This window comes from Pseudomonas sp. GW821-FHT12A04 (genome assembly GCF_058807755.1).
Genome location: NZ_JBXAQZ010000014.1, coordinates 103859 through 123196 on the forward strand (window position 1 = coordinate 103859; position 19338 = coordinate 123196).

At 60.8% G+C, this 19338-nt stretch carries 18 protein-coding genes; 10 read left to right on the plus strand and 8 right to left on the minus strand.

Going from position 1 to position 19338, the window contains the following annotated elements:
• Nucleotides 1–49 precede the first annotated feature (49 nt).
• Nucleotides 50–355 (minus strand): DUF2288 domain-containing protein, encoded by a 306-nt coding sequence (locus tag AC1RS8_RS21900; RefSeq protein ID WP_008052913.1) that lies wholly within the window; start codon nt 353–355, stop codon nt 50–52.
• Nucleotides 356–705: 350 nt separating this feature from the next.
• Here AC1RS8_RS21900 and AC1RS8_RS21905 point away from each other — a divergent pair, with 350 nt between their 5' ends.
• The 5 genes from AC1RS8_RS21905 (at nt 706) to AC1RS8_RS21925 (ending at nt 5709) form a co-directional block, all read left to right on the plus strand.
• On the plus strand, nt 706–1833 hold the full coding sequence (locus AC1RS8_RS21905; protein ID WP_046816661.1) for a branched-chain amino acid ABC transporter substrate-binding protein: 1128 nt from the start codon (nt 706–708) through the stop codon (nt 1831–1833).
• A gap of 233 nt (nt 1834–2066) precedes the next feature.
• Nucleotides 2067–2990, plus strand: coding sequence for a high-affinity branched-chain amino acid ABC transporter permease LivH (gene livH, locus AC1RS8_RS21910; RefSeq protein ID WP_007947264.1), 924 nt, complete (start codon nt 2067–2069; stop codon nt 2988–2990).
• Nucleotides 2987–4243 (plus strand): high-affinity branched-chain amino acid ABC transporter permease LivM, encoded by a 1257-nt coding sequence (locus AC1RS8_RS21915; RefSeq protein ID WP_057716102.1) that lies wholly within the window; start codon nt 2987–2989, stop codon nt 4241–4243. Before livH ends, AC1RS8_RS21915 begins: the two co-directional genes overlap by 4 nt.
• On the plus strand, nt 4240–5007 hold the full coding sequence (gene livG / locus AC1RS8_RS21920; RefSeq protein WP_057716103.1) for a high-affinity branched-chain amino acid ABC transporter ATP-binding protein LivG: 768 nt from the start codon (nt 4240–4242) through the stop codon (nt 5005–5007). The genes AC1RS8_RS21915 and livG overlap by 4 nt, the downstream gene beginning before the upstream one ends.
• Complete coding sequence (locus AC1RS8_RS21925) at nt 5008–5709, plus strand: ABC transporter ATP-binding protein (protein ID WP_057716104.1); 702 nt, start codon at nt 5008–5010, stop codon at nt 5707–5709.
• A 194-nt stretch (nt 5710–5903) separates the two neighbouring features.
• Here the strand turns inward: AC1RS8_RS21925 and AC1RS8_RS21930 are convergent, their stop codons facing one another.
• A complete protein-coding gene (locus AC1RS8_RS21930; RefSeq protein WP_046041267.1) occupies nt 5904–6812 on the minus strand; it encodes a LysR family transcriptional regulator in 909 nt (302 codons plus the stop codon).
• Nucleotides 6813–6918: 106 nt separating this feature from the next.
• Here AC1RS8_RS21930 and AC1RS8_RS21935 point away from each other — a divergent pair, with 106 nt between their 5' ends.
• From AC1RS8_RS21935 to AC1RS8_RS21945, 3 genes are all read left to right on the plus strand, one after another.
• Nucleotides 6919–7515: a short chain dehydrogenase gene (locus AC1RS8_RS21935; protein WP_057716106.1), complete on the plus strand. Its 597-nt coding sequence runs from the start codon at nt 6919–6921 to the stop codon at nt 7513–7515.
• A 110-nt stretch (nt 7516–7625) separates the two neighbouring features.
• Nucleotides 7626–8294, plus strand: a complete 669-nt coding sequence (locus AC1RS8_RS21940; protein ID WP_407514124.1) for a COG3650 family protein — start codon at nt 7626–7628, stop codon at nt 8292–8294.
• Nucleotides 8295–8389: 95 nt separating this feature from the next.
• Nucleotides 8390–10003, plus strand: a complete 1614-nt coding sequence (locus tag AC1RS8_RS21945; RefSeq protein ID WP_090453539.1) for an NAD(P)/FAD-dependent oxidoreductase — start codon at nt 8390–8392, stop codon at nt 10001–10003.
• Nucleotides 10004–10146: 143 nt separating this feature from the next.
• Here AC1RS8_RS21945 and AC1RS8_RS21950 read toward each other — a convergent pair whose 3' ends face one another.
• On the minus strand, nt 10147–11244 hold the full coding sequence (locus AC1RS8_RS21950; protein ID WP_489340607.1) for a PLP-dependent cysteine synthase family protein: 1098 nt from the start codon (nt 11242–11244) through the stop codon (nt 10147–10149).
• A 247-nt stretch (nt 11245–11491) separates the two neighbouring features.
• Between AC1RS8_RS21950 and nhaA the strand changes: the two genes are divergently transcribed.
• On the plus strand, nt 11492–12679 hold the full coding sequence (gene nhaA, locus AC1RS8_RS21955; RefSeq protein ID WP_057716110.1) for a Na+/H+ antiporter NhaA: 1188 nt from the start codon (nt 11492–11494) through the stop codon (nt 12677–12679).
• A 104-nt stretch (nt 12680–12783) separates the two neighbouring features.
• On the opposite strand, the gene AC1RS8_RS21960 is transcribed toward nhaA, so the two are convergent.
• Nucleotides 12784–13248, minus strand: coding sequence for an outer membrane lipoprotein (locus AC1RS8_RS21960; protein ID WP_057716111.1), 465 nt, complete (start codon nt 13246–13248; stop codon nt 12784–12786).
• Nucleotides 13249–13413: 165 nt separating this feature from the next.
• Between AC1RS8_RS21960 and AC1RS8_RS21965 the strand changes: the two genes are divergently transcribed.
• Nucleotides 13414–13650 carry a hypothetical protein gene (locus AC1RS8_RS21965; protein ID WP_046041257.1) on the plus strand — a complete coding sequence of 79 codons (237 nt, stop codon included), beginning with the start codon at nt 13414–13416 and terminating at the stop codon, nt 13648–13650.
• Nucleotides 13651–13655: 5 nt separating this feature from the next.
• On the opposite strand, the gene pdxH is transcribed toward AC1RS8_RS21965, so the two are convergent.
• The 4 genes from pdxH to AC1RS8_RS21985 all read right to left on the minus strand — a co-directional run bounded on the left by pdxH (nt 13656) and on the right by AC1RS8_RS21985 (nt 19281).
• Nucleotides 13656–14303 (minus strand): pyridoxamine 5'-phosphate oxidase, encoded by a 648-nt coding sequence (gene pdxH / locus AC1RS8_RS21970; RefSeq protein ID WP_489339910.1) that lies wholly within the window; start codon nt 14301–14303, stop codon nt 13656–13658.
• Nucleotides 14304–14327: 24 nt separating this feature from the next.
• Nucleotides 14328–15335: an OmpA family protein gene (locus tag AC1RS8_RS21975; RefSeq protein WP_489339909.1), complete on the minus strand. Its 1008-nt coding sequence runs from the start codon at nt 15333–15335 to the stop codon at nt 14328–14330.
• A 112-nt stretch (nt 15336–15447) separates the two neighbouring features.
• Complete coding sequence (locus AC1RS8_RS21980; protein WP_340316520.1) at nt 15448–16593, minus strand: serine hydrolase domain-containing protein; 1146 nt, start codon at nt 16591–16593, stop codon at nt 15448–15450.
• Nucleotides 16594–16806: 213 nt separating this feature from the next.
• The gene (locus AC1RS8_RS21985) at nt 16807–19281 is read right to left on the minus strand and encodes a beta-galactosidase (protein ID WP_489339908.1); all 2475 of its coding nucleotides are present in this window, start codon (nt 19279–19281) and stop codon (nt 16807–16809) included.
• Nucleotides 19282–19338 lie beyond the last annotated feature (57 nt).

Consider the following 19338-nt stretch of genomic DNA (forward strand, 5'->3'; position numbering starts at 1 on the left):
GCTACACACTTTTCCCTCAAAAATGAACGCACCAATCAGGTGCAACCTTTTAAGCCTGCGCCCTTTCCTGGATCAGAATCCACGGCGAAACAACCACGGCCCACAGCTGTGGATCACGTTCAAAAAGATCCAGCGCCCGCGTTTCAGAGAGCTTGCCGAGCTTGTCGGCGGCCAGCCAGGCAGCCACTTTCTCCCCTTCATCCTGGGCAACGGCCTCGGCGGCGGCGATCAGATCCAGGCCAGGATCGACCCACAATAGGGCACCCTTGGCGAAGAACGGCTCCAGCTCTTTCCAGGTAATAGATGCGGTTTCACCAAGCAGCTTGGCATAGAGGGTGCTAGGTTCTTGATTCATGGGACTGTCCGGAAAAGAAATCGACGCGAATGATAACGTCGGTGGACTGGCAGAAAAACCCGGATGCAATTGAGTGACCGAAATGAAAAGCGCAGGAAAGCCAGGGAATGCACTGAATACGGCTATAAGCCCCTCAACACCCCGCCGCAATTCTGTCTTTTACTTTCAATAAAGCGACACTTGCAGGTTTTGTCCCCCGGCGCTGCCTTCCCAGGCTGACAATCGGCGCTCTACACTGTACCGGTACAGTTGCCGAGGGACTTTTCCGGGGAATGTCGCAGATATCCGACCCGGTTCTGCTGCTTTCGGCGCCAGGACTATAAAAACTACAACAGTAAGAGTGGAGCACTATGACTAAGGCTACTAAGCAGATTTCCAAACTGTTTGCCGCTATGGTTCTGGCCGGGGTTGCCAGCCATTCGTTCGCAGCTGACACCATCAAGATCGGCATCGCCGGCCCTAAGACCGGCCCTGTAGCCCAATACGGCGACATGCAGTTCAGTGGCGCCAAAATGGCCATCGAGCAAATCAACGCCAAGGGCGGTGTGGACGGCAAGAAACTCGAAGCCGTTGAATACGATGACGCCTGTGATCCGAAACAAGCTGTGGCAGTCGCGAACAAGGTCGTCAACGACGGCGTCAAGTTCGTAGTCGGTCACCTGTGCTCCAGCTCCACTCAACCGGCTTCGGACATCTACGAAGACGAAGGCGTGATCATGATCACCCCGGCTGCCACCAGCCCGGACATCACCGCCCGTGGTTACAAAATGGTGTTCCGCACCATCGGTCTGGACAGCGCCCAGGGCCCTGCCGCCGGTAACTACATTGCCGACTTCGTAAAACCGAAGATCGTTGCTGTTCTGCACGACAAACAGCAATACGGTGAAGGCATCGCCTCTGCCGTGAAGAAAACCCTGGAAGGCAAAGGCGTCAAGGTTGCCGTGTTCGAAGGCGTCAACGCCGGCGACAAAGACTTCTCCTCGATGATCGCCAAGCTCAAGCAAGCCAACGTCGACTTCGTCTACTACGGCGGCTACCACCCGGAGCTGGGCCTGATCCTGCGTCAGTCTGCGGAAAAAGGCCTGAAAGCCAAGTTCATGGGTCCGGAAGGCGTGGGTAACGACTCCATTTCGCAGATCGCCAAGGACGCTTCCGAAGGCCTGCTGGTGACCCTGCCGAAATCCTTCGACCAGGATCCGGCCAACGTTGCCCTGGCTGATGCGTTCAAAGCCAAGAAAGAAGATCCAAGCGGTCCGTTCGTGTTCCCGGCCTACTCGGCTGTGACCGTGATCGCCGACGGCATCAAGGCTGCCAAGTCCGAAGACTCCGCCAAAGTGGCTGAAGCCATCCACGCCGGCACCTTCAAGACGCCTACCGGCGACCTGAGCTTCGACGAGAAAGGCGACCTGAAAGACTTCAAATTCGTGGTTTACGAGTGGCACTTCGGCAAACCAAAAACTGAAGCCAAGCCTCAGTAAGGCGTTGCCAGACTGACTGCCAATAAAGCCCACGGCGTGCCGTGGGCTTTGTTTTACGAACGTATCTGGGCCGCGCTGGCGTGATCCGCCAGTCTCCCCACCTGAAAATCTCAAAACCGTCATCAGCGGTTCGCTGGCAAACCCCGAATTCGAAGTGGATGCAGATCCACGGGGCTCGGGCGGGAAAATGACTCCACCAGTGAAATGCGTATCAGGTTTTTAGGAGCGCTGTAATGCCTGACATCTATCACTTCTTCCAACAGCTGGTTAATGGCCTGACCATTGGCAGCACGTATGCCCTGATCGCCATCGGCTATACGATGGTCTACGGCATCATTGGAATGATCAACTTCGCCCACGGCGAGGTGTACATGATTGGCTCCTACGTGGCGTTTATCGCCATCGCCGGGCTGGCCATGCTGGGACTCGACAGCGTGCCGCTGTTGATGACCGCCGCTTTTCTCGCAACCATCGTTGTAACCAGTGCCTATGGCTACAGCATCGAACGGATCGCCTACCGCCCCTTGCGCGGCAGCAACCGTCTGATCCCGCTGATCTCCGCCATCGGCATGTCGATCTTCCTGCAGAACACCGTTCTGCTGGCGCAAGACTCCAAGGACAAATCCATCCCCAACCTGATTCCGGGCAACTTTGCCTTTGGGCCAGGTGGCGCACATGAAGTGCTGATTTCCTACATGCAAATCGTGGTGTTCGTGGTGACTCTCGTCGCCATGCTCGGCCTGACCCTGTTCATCTCCCGCTCTCGCCTGGGCCGCGCCTGCCGTGCCTGTGCCGAAGACATCAAGATGGCCAACCTGCTGGGTATCAACACCAACAACATCATCGCCCTGACCTTCGTCATCGGTGCGGCTCTGGCAGCCATCGCCGCCGTGCTGCTGAGCATGCAATACGGCGTGATCAACCCGAACGCCGGTTTCCTCGTCGGCCTCAAGGCCTTCACCGCCGCGGTACTGGGCGGTATCGGCAGTATTCCGGGCGCCATGCTCGGCGGGCTGGTACTGGGTGTGGCGGAAGCCTTTGGTGCCGATATCTTCGGCGACCAGTACAAGGACGTCGTGGCGTTCGGCCTGCTGGTTCTGGTGCTGTTGTTCCGGCCAACCGGCCTGCTGGGCCGTCCGGAGGTTGAGAAGGTATGACTAGGAATCTTAAACAGGCGCTGTTCAGCGCTTTGCTGGTGTGGGCCGTGGCCTACCCGGTACTCGGTCTGAAGCTGACCATCGTCGGCATCAACCTCGAAGTTCATGGCACCAGCGACGCCACCCTGATCACCATCGCGGTGTGCTCGGTGCTGATGTTCCTGCGTGTGCTGTTCGACCAGCAGATCAGCTCGGCCTGGCGCTCTTCGCCGAGCATGCCGCTGATCCCGGCCAAGGCCAGCAACTTCCTGACCCTGCCGACCACCCAGCGCTGGATCATCATCGCGCTGATCGCCGGTGCCCTGGTCTGGCCGTTCTTCGGCTCTCGCGGTGCGGTCGATATCGCTACGCTGGTGCTGATCTACGTGATGCTCGGCCTCGGCCTGAACATCGTGGTCGGCCTGGCCGGTCTGCTCGACCTCGGTTACGTCGGTTTCTATGCCGTCGGCGCCTACAGCTACGCGCTGCTGTCGCACTACTACGGCCTGAGCTTCTGGATCTGCCTGCCGATCGCCGGCCTGATGGCGGCCACCTTCGGCTTCCTGCTCGGTTTCCCGGTGCTGCGTTTGCGTGGTGACTACCTGGCGATCGTGACCTTGGGCTTCGGTGAAATCATTCGTCTGTTCCTGCGTAACCTGACCGGCCTCACTGGCGGTCCGAACGGTATCAGCAACATCGAAAAGCCAACGTTCTTCGGCCTGACCTTCGAACGTAAAGCCGCGGAAGGCCTGCAAACCTTCCACGAGTACTTCGGCCTGGAATACAACTCGATCAACAAGGTGATCTTCCTCTACCTGGTTGCGCTGTTGCTTGCCCTGGGTGCGCTGTTCGTCATCAACCGTTTGCTGCGCATGCCCCTGGGCCGCGCCTGGGAAGCGTTGCGTGAAGACGAAATCGCCTGCCGTGCCCTGGGCCTGAACCCGACCGTCATCAAACTGTCGGCCTTCACCCTGGGTGCGAGCTTCGCCGGTTTCGCCGGTAGCTTCTTCGCTGCCCGTCAGGGTCTGGTGACGCCGGAGTCCTTCACCTTCATCGAGTCGGCGATCATCCTCGCCATCGTGGTGCTGGGTGGCATGGGCTCGCAGCTGGGCGTGATCCTCGCTGCCGTGGTGATGATCCTGCTGCCGGAAATGATGCGTGAGTTCAGTGAGTACCGCATGTTGATGTTCGGTGCCTTGATGGTACTGATGATGATCTGGCGCCCTCAGGGTCTGCTGCCCATGCAACGTCCTCACATGGAGCTGCGCAAATGAGCCGCGAGATCCTTAAAGTAGAAAACCTGAGCATGCGCTTCGGCGGCTTGCTGGCGGTCAACGGCGTAGCCTTGAGCGTGAAAGAGAAACAAGTGGTTGCGCTGATCGGCCCCAACGGCGCCGGCAAGACCACCGTGTTCAACTGCCTGACCGGCTTCTACAAGCCGAGCGGCGGCAGCATCCTGCTCGACGGCGAAGCGATCGAAGGCCTGCCGGGCCACAAGATTGCCCTCAAAGGCGTGGTGCGCACCTTCCAGAACGTGCGGTTGTTCAAGGACATGACGGCGGTCGAGAACCTCTTGATCGCCCAGCATCGTCACCTGAACACCAACTTCCTGTCCGGCCTGTTCAAGACCCCGTCGTTCCGCAAAAGCGAGCGCGAGGCCATGGATTTCGCCGAATTCTGGCTGGAAAAGGTCAATCTCAAGGAGTTCGCCAACCGTCCGGCCGGCACCCTGGCCTACGGTCAGCAACGTCGTCTGGAAATCGCCCGTTGCATGATGACCCGCCCGCGGATCCTCATGCTCGACGAACCGGCTGCCGGCCTGAACCCGAAGGAAACCGAGGACCTCAAGGCGCTGATCAGCATGCTGCGTGAAGAGCACAACGTCACCGTGCTGCTGATCGAACACGACATGAAGCTGGTCATGAGCATTTCCGACCACATTGTCGTGATCAACCAGGGCACGCCCCTGGCCAACGGTACGCCGGAGCAGATCCGCGACAATCCTGAAGTGATCAAAGCCTACCTGGGGGAAGCGTAAATGCTGCAGTTCGAAAACGTTTCCACCTTCTATGGCAAGATCCAGGCCCTGCACAGCGTCAACGTCGAAGTCCGCCAGGGCGAGATCGTGACCCTGATCGGTGCCAACGGTGCCGGCAAGTCCACGTTGCTGATGACGCTTTGCGGTTCGCCGCGCGCCCACAGCGGCAGCATCCGCTACATGGGTGAGGAACTGGTCGGCCAGGACTCTTCGCAGATCATGCGCAAGAGCATCGCCGTGGTGCCGGAAGGTCGTCGGGTGTTTTCCCGCCTGACCGTTGAAGAAAACCTGTCCATGGGTGGTTTCTTCACCGCCAAGGGCGACTATCAGGAACAGATGGACAAGGTTCTCGGACTTTTCCCACGCCTGAAAGAACGCTTCAACCAGCGCGGCGGCACCATGTCCGGCGGCGAACAGCAAATGCTCGCCATCGGCCGTGCGCTGATGAGCAAGCCCAAGCTGTTGCTGCTCGACGAGCCATCGCTGGGCCTGGCACCGATCATCATCCAGCAGATCTTCGACATCATCGAACAGCTGCGCAAGGACGGTGTGACAGTGTTCCTGGTCGAGCAGAACGCCAACCAGGCGCTGAAGATCGCTGACCGAGCCTACGTTCTGGAGAACGGCCGGGTGGTGATGACAGGCACCGGTGAAGCGCTGCTGACCGACCCGAAAGTGCGTGATGCGTACCTCGGTGGCTAATCCTTTGCGGTAAATGAAAAACGGCCTTCGCGGGCCGTTTTTTTATGCCCCCCCTATAGCCACACAGACCCTCTTCTGTAGGAGCGAGCTTGCTCGCGAAGAACTGGAGGGCGCCGCGTTCATTCAGACAGCCCTCGTCATCGTTAACGTCCATCGCGAGCAGGCTCGCTCCTACAGGACATGCGTGTGAAGACTTACAACCGATCCAGCACCTCCCCACTGCGCTTGAACCACCCGATCAAATAATCCGCCAGTACCTGCGTGCGCTTGGGCAAACCGCCCTGATACGGATGCACCAGGTACATCGGCATGCTGCGGGTCTGATAATCGCGCAGCAGCCATCGCAAGCGCCCGTCCGCCAGCTCTGTTGGCAAACAGTAGGATGGCAGGCGCGCAATACCGGCGCCGACCAGTGCGGCTTTCTTCAACAGGTTGTAGTGGTTGCTGGCGAACGGCCCCGACACCCGCACCCGCAACAACTCGTGCTGCTGGTGATACAGCCATTCTTCGCGGCCGCTGTAATGGCTATTGAGCAGGCAGCGATGCTCGGCCAGCGCCTGGGGGGTTTGCGGTTCACCGTATTGCTCCAGATAAGCCGGGCTGGCACAGGTCAGTTCTTGCCACGCCAGCAGTGGACGCGCCACCAGTCGCTGGTCAATGGCCACGTCGGAACGAATCGCCAGATCGAAGCCGTCGCGAGACAGTTCGCGGTAGCTGTTGTTGAGCTCCAGTTCGATCTGCACCTGGGGATACTTGGCCGAGAACTCCAGCAACAGGCCATCGAAGAAGGTTTCCCCGAGCGACACCGGCACCGTCATCCGCACCGGGCCGGCCATGTCGTCCTTCAGGCGCGCCAGGGCCTGGCGGGCCCGCTCGACTTGCACTACCAGCGCCTGGGCCTGGGGCAACAACGCAGCACCGGCGGCGGTCAGGCTCAAGCGGCGGGTGGTACGTTGCAACAACACCACGGAAAACTGCGCTTCCAACTGGCTGATGCGCTTGGACAGCTGGCCTTTGCTGCAACCAAGCTGCTGCGCCGCCAGGGTAAAACTCCCCGCCTCGATCAACACCGCGAACGCCGCCAGGTCATCCATCTCGCTCATGGATTGTTTCCACTTGAAAACCAAAGGTTGCCTATTAGTGCGCTTATCCGGAGAAAAAACCACCCTAAACTGAAACCTCGTTCAACCCATACGAGGATCAGCCCCCATGAAAATTCTTTTGATCGGCGCAGGCGGCACCATCGGTTCGGCAGTCGACAAGGAACTGTCGCAACGCCACGAAATCATCCGCATCGGTCGCACCAGCGGCGACTTTCAGGTGGACATCAGTGACAGCGCCTCGATTCGCAAGCTGTTCGAGCAGACCGGCAAATTCGATGCTCTGGTGTGTGCTGCCGGTAACGTGACCTTCGCACCGCTCAACGAGATGACCGAAGAGAGCTTTGCCCTGGGCCTGAAAGACAAGCTCATGGGCCAGGTCAATTTGCTGCTGATCGGCCGCGACTTCGCCAATGACGGCGCTTCGTTCACCTTCACCACCGGCGTGCTCAGCCACGACCCGATTCGCAGTGGCGCCTCGGCGGCGCTGGTCAACGGTGCACTGGACAGCTTTGTCCGCGCCGCCGCCATCGAGCTACCGCGCGGCCTGCGGGTGAACTCGATCAGCCCGAACGTCCTGGTCGAAGCCATGGGCAAATACGCGCCGTACTTCCGTGGCTTCAAGCCAGTTCCTGCGGCGGATGTGGCCTTGGCCTACGCCAAGAGTGTGGAAGGCCTGCAAACGGGTCAGACCTTTCACATCTGAAGATGAAAAATCGCAACCTGTGTCCGCGCCAATACAAAGTGGAGACGATAACCGGTTGTGATGAACGGTCAGGCTGAGTAACGTGGCGGCACCTGTCAGGAGACCCCAAGATGCGTGTTGCCCGTTCCTTAGTCCTCGTTGCCCTGCTTCCGCTGTTCGCCGCTTGCCAGTTGTTCGAGGGTGAGCGGCAGAACGCCTCCCATGTCGGCCAGACACGCATGCAAGGCCAGTTGACCGCGGTGGACGGCAAACTGCTGTTCCAGCCGTGCAACCAGACAAACCGCTACGTGGTCAACGACACGGGCGGTACCAGCGTCCTGCAGCAGGCCGCAAACCTGGCGGACAAACAGGGCAAGCTGTTTGCCGACGTGCGCGGGCGGGTTGTGGCCGGCGGCGGTGGTGACGGCCAGCTCGATCTGGAGCAGTTGTACCGCGTCGAGCGCTCGGGCACCGCGTGCGACGATCCGAATTTCAAGTTGCTGATCCTGCGCGCCGCCGGCCACACCCCGGAGTGGAGCGTGAAAGTCAGCGGCAAAGGCATGGTCCTCGACCGGGCCGGCCAGCCGCCGTTGGCCGTGCCTTACGTCGAGGAGCAACTGGGCGATGGCCGTTTCAACCTCAGCACCGAAGCCAACAACCAGCACATCGAACTGTGGGTTGCACCGCAACGTTGCGTCGACAGCAGCACCGGCAGCATCCAGCACATGAGCGCCGAGCTGCGCATCGACGGTCAGGTACAGCGCGGCTGCGGGTATTTCGGCGGATCGCGCGACGACTGATCGTTTAAGCCTCACGGGCCTGCGCCTTTGAGGCTTATAATCGCGGGTTTCAAACGCCCTGGCGCAGTTGTGCGCCCCGCGAACCGGATCCCGCCATGTTACGAATCACCGAACTCAAGTTGCCGATCGACCATCCCGAAGAAGACCTGCGCCCTGCCATCGTGCAGCGCTTAGGGCTTGCCAGCGATGACCTGCTCGATTTCACCTTGTTCAAGCGCAGCTACGATGCGCGCAAAAAGTCCTCCGAACTGTGCTTCATCTACACCATCGACCTTGAAGTTCGCGATGAGGCGGCGGTACTGCACAAGTTTGCCGATGACCGTAACGTCAACGTGGCACCGGATGTCAGCTACAAAGAAGTCGGCCAGGCGCCAGCCGATCTGAGCGTGCGGCCGATCGTCGTCGGCTTCGGCCCGTGCGGGATTTTCGCCGGGCTGCTGCTGGCGCAAATGGGCTTCAAGCCGATCATCCTCGAGCGCGGCACCGAAGTACGCCAGCGCACCAAGGACACCTGGGGCCTGTGGCGCAAAAGCGTGCTCAACCCGGAATCCAACGTGCAGTTCGGTGAAGGCGGCGCGGGGACGTTCTCCGACGGCAAGCTCTACAGCCAGATCAAGGACCCGAAATTCCTCGGCCGTAAAGTCCTGCACGAATTCGTCAAGGCCGGTGCTCCGGAAGAAATCCTCTACGTCAGCAAACCGCACATCGGTACGTTCCGTCTGACCGGCGTGGTGGAAAACATGCGTGAGCAGATTCGCGCCCTGGGCGGTGAAGTGCGCTTCCAGCAGCGCGTCACCGACGTGTTGATCGAAGACGGCCAACTGGTCGGCGTCGAACTCAATGGTGGCGAACAGATCCACTCCAAACACGTGATCCTGGCCCTCGGCCACAGCGCCCGCGACACTTTCCGCATGCTTCACGGCCGTGGCGTGTTCATGGAAGCCAAGCCGTTCTCGGTGGGTTTCCGCATCGAGCACCCGCAGTCGCTGATCGACCGTGCGCGCCTGGGCAAGTACGCCGGCCACCCGAAACTGGGCGCCGCCGACTACAAGCTGGTGCACCACGCCAAGAACGGCCGTTCGGTCTACAGCTTCTGCATGTGCCCGGGCGGCACCGTGGTGGCGGCGACTTCCGAGCCAAACCGCGTGGTCACCAATGGCATGAGCCAGTACTCGCGTAACGAACGCAATGCCAACTCCGGCATCGTCGTCGGCATCACGCCGGAAGTCGATTATCCGGGTGGCCCGCTGGCCGGTATCGAGCTGCAGGAACGCCTGGAGTCCCACGCATTCGTGCTGGGCGGCAGCAACTACGAAGCCCCGGCGCAACTGGTCGGCGATTTTATCGCGGGCAAACCGTCTACCGAACTGGGCAGCGTCGAGCCATCCTACAAGCCGGGCGTTGCCCTGGGTGATCTGGCGCTGGCACTACCGGCATTCGCCATCGAAGCAATTCGCGAAGCCTTACCGGCATTCGAGAAGCAGATTCGTGGTTACTCGCTGCACGACGCAGTGCTGACCGGGATCGAGACCCGCACCTCGTCGCCGCTGCGCATTACCCGTAACGAGTCGTTGCAGAGCCTGAACGTGAAGGGCTTGTTCCCGGCCGGTGAAGGGGCCGGTTATGCGGGCGGGATTCTGTCGGCGGGTGTTGACGGGATTCGCATTGCCGAGGCTGTGGCTCGGGATATCCTTGGCCTGGAAGCCTGATACGCGATCCCGGAAGTAATGCAAAACCCTGTGGGAGCGAGCTTGCTCGCGATAGCGGTAAATCAGTCAACATATGTGTTGAATGTTATGCCGCCATCGCGAGCAAGCTCGCTCCCACAGGGGTATTCAATGTCTGAAAGATCTCAGATATTGGCGCGCAAAACCGAGTCCGGCAACGGCTCACCCCGCTCCACCGTCGCTGCCACCGCAGCCATCAAACCACTCAGCTCATACCCCTGAGCCTTGAGCCAGCCCTGATCGTAATAGGTCGTGGCATAGCGCTCGCCGCTGTCACACAGAATCGCCACCATCGACCCCGTCTCCCCTGCCGCCTTCATGTGCTGGGCGGCCATCAGTGCGCCGATCAGGTTGGTCCCGCTCGACCCGCCCACATGCCGTCCCAGACGCTCCGCCAGGTAGTGCATGGCCGCCAGCGACAAGGCATCCGGCACCTTGACCATCGCGTCGATCACCTTGGGCAGAAACGACGCTTCCACGCGCGGCCGGCCGATGCCTTCGATACGCGAGCCGTGGTCCAGTCGCAGGCTGGCATCGCCGGTCTGGTAGTAATCGAAGAACACCGAACGCTCGGCATCGGCACACAGCACGCGGGTGCCATGCTGGCGATAACGCACGTATCGGCCCAGGGTGGCCGTGGTGCCGCCGGTACCGGGGCTGGAAATCAGCCAGCTCGGTTCGGGATGCTGCTCGAAACGCATCTGCTGAAAGATCGACTCGGCAATGTTGTTGTTCGCCCGCCAGTCGGTGGCGCGCTCGGCGTAGGTGAACTGGTCGATGAAGTGCCCGTCGTGTTCACGGGCCAGGCGCTCGGACTCGGCGTAGATCTGGGTCGGATCGTCCACCAGGTGGCTTTGGCCACCGTAGAAGGCGATCTGCGCAATCTTCTCCTTGGACGTGCTCGCAGGCATCACCGCAATGAACGGCAAGCCCAGCATGCGCGCGAAGTACGCTTCGGAAATCGCCGTCGAACCGCTGGATGCCTCAATCACCGGCGCACCGGGCTTGAGCCAGCCGTTACACAGCGCATACAGGAACAGCGAACGGGCCAGGCGGTGCTTGAGGCTGCCCGTGGGGTGGCTGGACTCGTCCTTGAAGTACAACTCGATGCCTGGAAAACCCGGCAGCGGCAAGGGGATCAAGTGGGTGTCGGCGCTGCGCTGGAAATCGGCTTCGATGATCCGAATCGCTTCGCGGGACCACTGTCGGTTGTCGCTCATGATGGTTTTCTCGTTGTATCGGGCAGGAGTCGGCCTTTTGACAAGGCTCATCCAACAAGCTTAGGAAAAATCCTGCATCCAGCACAGGTACAGATGAAATCCAATACGCCCGGCAACTGCTAGGCTCAGGTCGGTGCCGAGGGATCACTCTGTAACGGCATATAACAAAAAAGAATATAACTTTTGTTTTAACAACTAACGGTACTTGTTAGGGTGTAACACCTTTTGAATTCATGGATGGAGAGCGACCTTGCCTCTGCGTAGCACTTTCACGCGTTTCTTTCAGTTGGAAGCTGCCAGCGGTCTGTTATTGATCGCCGCTGCCGTTCTGGCTCTGATCATCAACAACTCGCCGCTGTCGTGGCTGTACAACGGCCTGCTGGACACCCCCGTGGTGGCGCAGATCGGCGCACTGAAAATCGCCAAGCCCTTGCTGCTCTGGATCAACGACGGCCTGATGGCGCTGTTCTTCCTGCTGATCGGTCTGGAAGTGAAGCGCGAAGTCCTCGACGGCCAGTTGTCCAAACCGTCGCAGATCGTCCTGCCCGGTGCCGCCGCCATTGGTGGCATGGTGGTGCCGGCGCTGATCTACTGGTACCTCAATCGCGACACGCCAGCCGCCCTGAACGGCTGGGCAATCCCGACCGCCACCGACATCGCCTTCGCCCTTGGCGTACTGGCGCTGCTGGGCAAACGGGTTCCGGTATCGCTGAAACTGTTCCTGATGACCCTGGCGATCATCGACGACCTTGGCGCGATCATCATCATTGCGATCTTCTATTCCGGCGCGCTGTCGACCCTGTCTCTGGCGCTGGCCGCGACCTGTATTGCGGCGCTGATCGGGATGAACCGGCTTGGCGTGGTCAAGCTCGGGCCGTACATGATCATTGGACTGATCCTCTGGGTCTGCGTGCTCAAGAGCGGTGTCCACGCCACCCTGGCCGGCGTGACCCTGGCATTCTGCATCCCGTTGCGCACGAAAAATGCCGAACCTTCGCCACTGCTTGCCCTGGAGCATGCCCTGCACCCGTGGGTCGCCTACGGCATCCTGCCACTGTTCGCCTTTGCCAACGCCGGCCTGTCCCTGAGCGGTGTCACTGTCGAGAGCTTCACTCATCACGTCCCCATGGGCATCGCCATCGGGCTGCTGCTGGGCAAGACCGTCGGTGTCTTCGGCCTGACCTGGCTGGCCGTGAAAACCGGTATCGCCGCCCTGCCCCAAGGTGCCAATTGGGGCCAGATACTGGGCGTGGCGATTCTCTGTGGCATCGGTTTCACGATGAGCCTGTTTGTCGGCTCGCTGGCCTTCGAGCCAGGCGTGAGTGATTTCGCCGGGATGGACCGCATGGGGATCTTGACCGGTTCGATTCTGGCTGCGCTGATCGGTTATGTGGTGACGGCGATGGCGAGCCGCAAGAACAGCGCGCTGGCCTCCTGATAAACCGCCATAACGGCCGGCATCAATCAGGACTCACCTGAGCTGAAAAACAAAAAACCCGATCAGTCACCTGATCGGGTTTTTTGTTTAGCCGGTGTTTGCGCTTAATGCGAAACGCGGCTGGTGCCATTCACACTTGCAATGCGCACACGTTCGCCAACACGGAACACTTCGTTCGGCTGAACTTCCTGAACGTAGGCGCGCATGCTGCCATCGTCTTCGCGCACGGTGATTTCCACACCCTGGGTGCGGGTCAGGCCTTCTTCAGCGGCTGAACCGAGCAGGCCACCGGCCACGGCACCGATAACCGCTGCAACGACGCTGCCTTTGCCGCCACCGATGGCACTGCCGCCAACGCCGCCGACCACTGCACCTGCAGCGCCGCCGATCGGGGTTTTGGTGCCTTCGATTTTCACCGGACGCAATGCTTCGATGGTGCCCATGCGAACGGTCTGCACGCGACGCGCCTCGTCACGGGAGTAGGAGTCACCGGTCAGGCTCGATTGGCAACCAGTGAGCAACATCGCCATCGTGGAAAAGGAAGCAACCAGCAGAACAGACTTACGCATAGCATCAACTCCAAAAAAACAGTTGTTCATTAAACTCCGCTGCTTGACGTCTGTCACGGCATCGCCCGGGTAAAATTGGTTTGATTCAGGCTCCGTTAAGGCGCTTCCACGAACTCACACAGTAGCGGCAAATTCGCAAAGCCGCCCCACTGGCCAAGGATTTCCATGGATTACTTTATCATCGTCGTCACGACTGTTGCCGGTTTGTACTTCCATTGGTGGCTGTACGTGCGGATCAAACGCTGGATGGACCGCGACCTGGCGCTAGCGCTGGCGGGCAAGGACGAGCAGAAAAAAGCCTTCATGCTCGAACGATTGGCGAGTGCTCAGGCGCAGAAGATCAAGCGTCGAGACCTGCCGAAGTGGCTGGAGGCCGCTGCGGCAGGCTATCCCGATCGGTAGACTGCTCAGGGTGCCAGACGTTCAAGAATCCAGTCGGCGCCCTGCTGGCGGTAATTGAGGCGGTCGTGCAGGCGGCTTGGGCGACCCTGCCAGAATTCGATGCGTTCCGGCAGCAGGCGATAACCACCCCAGTGTTCCGGGCAATGGGGCTGGGTGTCGCTGAAACGTTGCTCGGTGTCCTTGAGCAGCGCTTCGAGCTCGCTACGATCGGCGATCACCTGGCTCTGCGGCGACGCCCAGGCTCCCAGGCGACTGCCCAGTGGACGAACCTGATAGTAGGCGTCGGACTCTTCAGGCGTCACCTTCACCACCCGCCCTTCGATGCGCACCTGGCGCTCCAGCGCCGGCCAGAAAAACGTCATGGCCGCGAACGGATTCGCGGCCAGTTGCTGGCCCTTGGCGCTTTCGTAGTTGGTGAAAAAGGTGAAGCCCAGTTCGTCCAGGCCCTTGAGCAACAGAATGCGACAGTGCGGTCGACCGTCCTGGTCAACGGTGGCCAGGGTCATGGCGTTGGCTTCCACCGGCACTTGTTCGGTTTTCACCGCGTCGGCGAACCATTGGTGGAACAACGCAAACGGCTCGGCCGGGGCTTGTGCCTCGGTCAAGCCATCACGGGTGTAGTCACGACGCATATCAGCCAGGCCCTGGGTCATGGCGCATTCCTTTTGGTTAACGAATCACTGCTTTGCAGTATCAGTGGCGGCGACTTTCTTGTCAGCCGTCGAGGCTTTGGCTGGCGTGGTCTTTTTTGCCGGCGTTGCGGTTTTCGCAGGTGTTTTCTTGGCCGGGGCTTTTTTCGCCGGAGCTTTTTTCACCGCTGGAACCGCAGTCTTTTTAGTCGCAGGGGCCGGTGTCACAGGCTTGGCGACCGGCTTGGCGTCCGCGGCAGCAACCATGCTTACCGGGGCGGGAGCCGGCATGTTGTACTTGCTCAGCAGCGCAAGCATGGTGTTTTGCGGGGTCACCAGCAGTTCCACGCGACGGTTCAACGCACGACCTTGCACGCTGTCGTTGGCGGCACGCGGCGCATCACCGCCCAGGCCACGCAGCATCAAGCGATCACGCTGCAAACCACTGAGACGGAAAATCGCCGCAACGGCCTGGGCACGCTCCTGGCTCAGTTTGACGTTGGCAGGCACAGCGCCGGACGTATCGCTGTGGCCGAGGATCAACACAGCGGTCTTTGGATCGGCTTCAAGGATCTTGGCAACGCGGGTGAACGGACCGAGCGTGACCGGCAGCAGCATGGCCGGACGATCAGGGTTGAACGAGCCTTCGACCGGCGCAGTCACCACCAGCACGTTTTCGCGGCGCTCGAGTTGCATGTTGCTGCCCTTGACCGCCTCCCGCAGACGCGGTTCATAGTCGTCAAGCCAGGCCTGGGTGACTTTCGGGTCGGGCATCGGCACAGCCTTGGCGGTGCTCTGCTCGCTACCGCCGAACGGCCAGTACCACTTGCTGCCGCTATCGGTTCCGGCCTTGGCCACCGCAACCGGTTTGACTTCAGGTTTCACCTCCGGCTTGGCCACAGGCTTGCCGGCACTGTCGTCGGAACTGAACGGCCAGTACCAGTGGCTGCCGCTTTCAGTCTTGGCGACAGGTGCCGTCACGTCTTTCTGTGGAGTCTGTGCGCAACCGGTAATAGCGAAGCACAGGGCCAAGGCGAGGGTTTTATTGGATGACATTGGATATCCACAAGAATGAAGTCAAAAAATCAGGCCACATTGGCCGGTATAAACAAACACTTTGAAACTGAAAAGGTTATCGGGTTCCAGCCCTGGAACCCGATAGCCGTTTTTACAGACAAGTGGCCAGAGCCCGCACCAGCTTTTGCGCACGCGGGTCCATCAAGACGTACGGCCCCAGGGTATTTGTCACAAATCCGAAAGCCACGTCGTGCTCCGGGTCGGCAAAACCGATGGAGCCGCCGGCACCCGGATGACCGAACGCCCGCGGGCCAAGGCCGAAGGTGGCATTGGCAACGTCCGGTTGATCGAGCATGCAGCCCAGACCGAAACGGGTCCGGGTCAGTAAGGTCTTGTCCTCGCCGAGGCTGTGCTCGCGGGTCAGTTCATCGAGCATTTCGCTTTCCAGCAGGCTGCCGTCGAGCAGGCCGGCATAGAACCCGGCCAGGCTGCGGGCATTGCCATGGCCATTGGCGGCCGGCTGTTGCATGCGTCGCCACTCGGGCTTGTTGGTGCTGGTCATGATCGACGGAGGGTTGGTGAACGCCCGGGTCGTCATGGCCGCTGGCTCACGCATGGTCACTTGCAGCAGGCGCTGGGCGGCGGCATCGCCGACATTGCCCTTGCCCCGCGCAATGTGGGCCACGCGATGGAACTCCTCGTCGGCCAAGCCCACATGGAAGTCCAGCCCCAACGGTTTGGCGACCCGCGCGACAATGGATTCACCCGGCCCACGACCGTCGGCACGCCGCAGCAATTCGCCGATCAGCCAGCCATAGGTGATCGCCGCGTAACCGTGGCCTTCGCCCGGCGTCCACCACGGCGTTTCGGCGGCCAGGGCGTCGACCATGGTTTGCCAGTCGTAAAGGGCTTCGGGGGCCAGTAACTCGCGCAATGCCGGAAGGCCGGCCTGATGGCAGAGCAGTTGACGCAAGGTGACGGACTCTTTGCCGGCAGCGGCAAATTCGGGCCAGTAGCGCGCGACCGGGGCATCCAGTTGCAGCTTGCCTTCGGCCACCAATTGCAGCGCGGTGACGGCGGTAAAGGTCTTGGTGCAGGAGAACAGATTGGCGATGGTGTCGCTGTGCCAGGCCTCGGCCCCGTCCTTGTCGGCAGTGCCGGCCCACAGATCGAGGACGGTTTCGCCGCCGACCTGAATGCACAACGCTGCGCCACGTTCCTGGGGATCGTCGAACAGCGCCGCGAACGCCTCTCGCACCGCTTCGAACTTAAGCTCGTAATGACCCTGAATCTGCACCCGCAACTCCCCGGATTAACGCTCTACAAAGTGGCGGGCATTGTTCCAGCCCTTGAGGGTTTTGGGAACAGGATTGGGCCGGGCGGTTGTGGCGAGGGGGCTTGCCCCCGTTGGAGTGCGTAGCGCTCCCAAATTTTTCGGCCGCTGCCGAGATTTTGGGGTTGCTACGCAACCCAACGGGGGGCAAGCCCCCTCGCCACAGGGTTTCAGCGATTAATGGCCTTTGCCGGAGTGCCCGCCAGCACCCTTCCCCGGCCCCTTGCCGGCGTCGGCGTCGTGGCTGGCTTTGTCGGCGGCGGCCGCAGCCTTCTCGGCCTCTTTGTCCAATTGCTCGACTGTCGCCAGGTTGCTTTTGCGCACGCTGTCGACAAAACCCTGGAACGGCAGATCAGTGATGCCCACCAACCCGAAGTGACCGTTTTCGCCGTCAAGCAGGCGCCCGGTGACCGGTTGATCGAGGTACTGGAACCAATGCACGCCAACAATCGACGGCTCGCTCAATGCCTGCTTGAGGAAGTTGGCGTACGCCGGACCGCGGTCTTCCTCCTTCACCAAAGGCGTAACGCCGCCCCAGAACGGGCCACGATCAGCCGAGCCGAAATTGAACTCGGTGATCAGTACCGGTTTGTCGAGACTGCGCAGCCTGGCGAAGTCGTAACCATCCTGGGGTTGCAAGGTGTACATGTTGAAGCTCAACACGTCGCAATACTGGGCGCAGGACTCCACGGCCTCCGGCGTGCTGATGGCGAAACGGCCGCCGAGCAATAGCTGGTTCGGTGCGTGCCACTTGAGCGAGTCGGAGATGGTCTTGAAGTAAGTGTCGGCAAAGACCTTCTGGAAGTATTTGAAGTCGGCTTCGATTTCCGGGTGCTCGGCGCTTGGCAACGGCGGCACGAATCCCGGATCTTCCATCAGTTCCCAGGCCGCCAGATCGATGCCCCAGGCTTTCGACAAGCCAGCCTGATTGCGGTACTTGTCACGCAGCTGCTTGAGGAATGCGCGCTTGGCCGGCACGTCGGTGGTCATTTTCAAGGTGCCGTAGGCCAAGGCATACCGGGCTTTCGGGTCATCCCCGGGACCGGCCCAGGCCAGTTCGTTGTCGGCGTAGTAACCGATCAACCACGGATCGTCACGATGATCGCGGGCGGCAATGGCCACGGCACGTTCGGTGGCCATGGCGAAACGCGGGTCGAAGGGGTCGGGCATGCCGCCCCACCAGTCGGTACCGGTGCTGATGCTGGCGTAGTCGCCGACGATCGACAGCGGCAAGGTGTAGGGCACGCGATCAGCGTCGCCCAATACGGGTGCGCTCCAGTTGCCAATGGTGTTGAAGCCCCAGGCCTGCAAGCGATCAAGGGTGTGACTGGCCCAACGCTGCTCGTCGAACAGCGGCTTGCACGGTTCGGCGGTTTTTTGCTCGGCGGCTTTCGCTACCGTCGCTTCAGTCCTGGCCGCTTCGGCGACACCAGACTCGGCAGTTGCTGGCACTACAGGTTGCTCCGCCGCCTTGGCCGCGGTCGCCTCAACTGCATCCGCCTTGGCCGCCGCGGCGACGCCCGCCTTGGTATCGCTGCCCTTCACACACGGGTCGCCATACAGGCGCTGCAGGTTGGCACCGTAGAAGTCGTACCAGCGACCGGCATTGTAGCCACGCCCTTGATCGGCACCGTTGCCGCCACGGTTGTCGCCTTCGCCGTAGTGGCTGGCGAGTGCGTCATCTGCTTTGGGCAGGGATTCGAACATCCACTCACGACCGGCAACGTAGGTCGGGTTGACGTCTGCAGCGACGGTGTTAACCCCGAGCGAGTAAAACGGATGGCCTTGCGGCGTCACCAGATACCAGCGTCCATCGCGTTTCTCGGTGCGGAAAAAACCACTGGCCTTGAAGGACGGGCCTTTGGTCAAACCACCGAACTTGTCCAGGGAGGACTTCTCGCGCTCGGCCAGCCAGGTTTTCAGTTGCTGCTGCTCCTTGCTGGCGGCGCTTTTCAGTTGTTCGTCACTGCTGATTTTTTCCGGCCATTTGTTTCGGGTCGACTGGCCGTAGGCATCCACCAACCCGCCATACACGGCTTGGGTTATCGACTCACCGTCCTGCACACCAAAGCGCTCCAGCAGGATGCTTTGCGCGGCTTTGGGCTGGTCCATCGACAGGCTCACCGACACCACCCGGCTGCGATCCAGCTCACCGGCGCTGCTGGCCAGCAACACTCGCTGCCCCTCAACGGTCATCGGCATCGGCGGGCCAGCCTTCATGCCCTGGCTCAGCGGTGATGTCGCTTGCAAAGGCACCAACAGGGTTTGCGCAGGCCCCGCCGGCAGATCGACGCGGCTGACCAGTGTCTTGCCGTCGTTGCTCTGGATGGTCACGTACAGGGTCAAGGCCCAGTTCATGGCGCTCTGGATCCGCAGGCTCATGACGCCCGACTGCGACCAGTCCCAGGCGCCGCTTTGCGGGGTCAGGCGCAACGTCGGCCGGGCGACCGGGTTGAATGTCACCCGGCGCAGCACTTCGCCCTCGGGGGTTTGCTCGGCGTTGGATTGCGGCAGGCTGGCGTCCTGAGTCGCCACCTGGACCACGTCGGCGGGGCGCACAAAGTTGAACAGCGTCTGCTGGCTGGCGGGGGCGGCCAACAGCGGTGTTGCGAACAGCAGGGTAAAAACAGCAGGCAACGAACGGCAAATCATGAGAACGAAATTCTCCCTAACGACCTTCAATGGGCCAGTGGAAAAGCGATGGCAGAG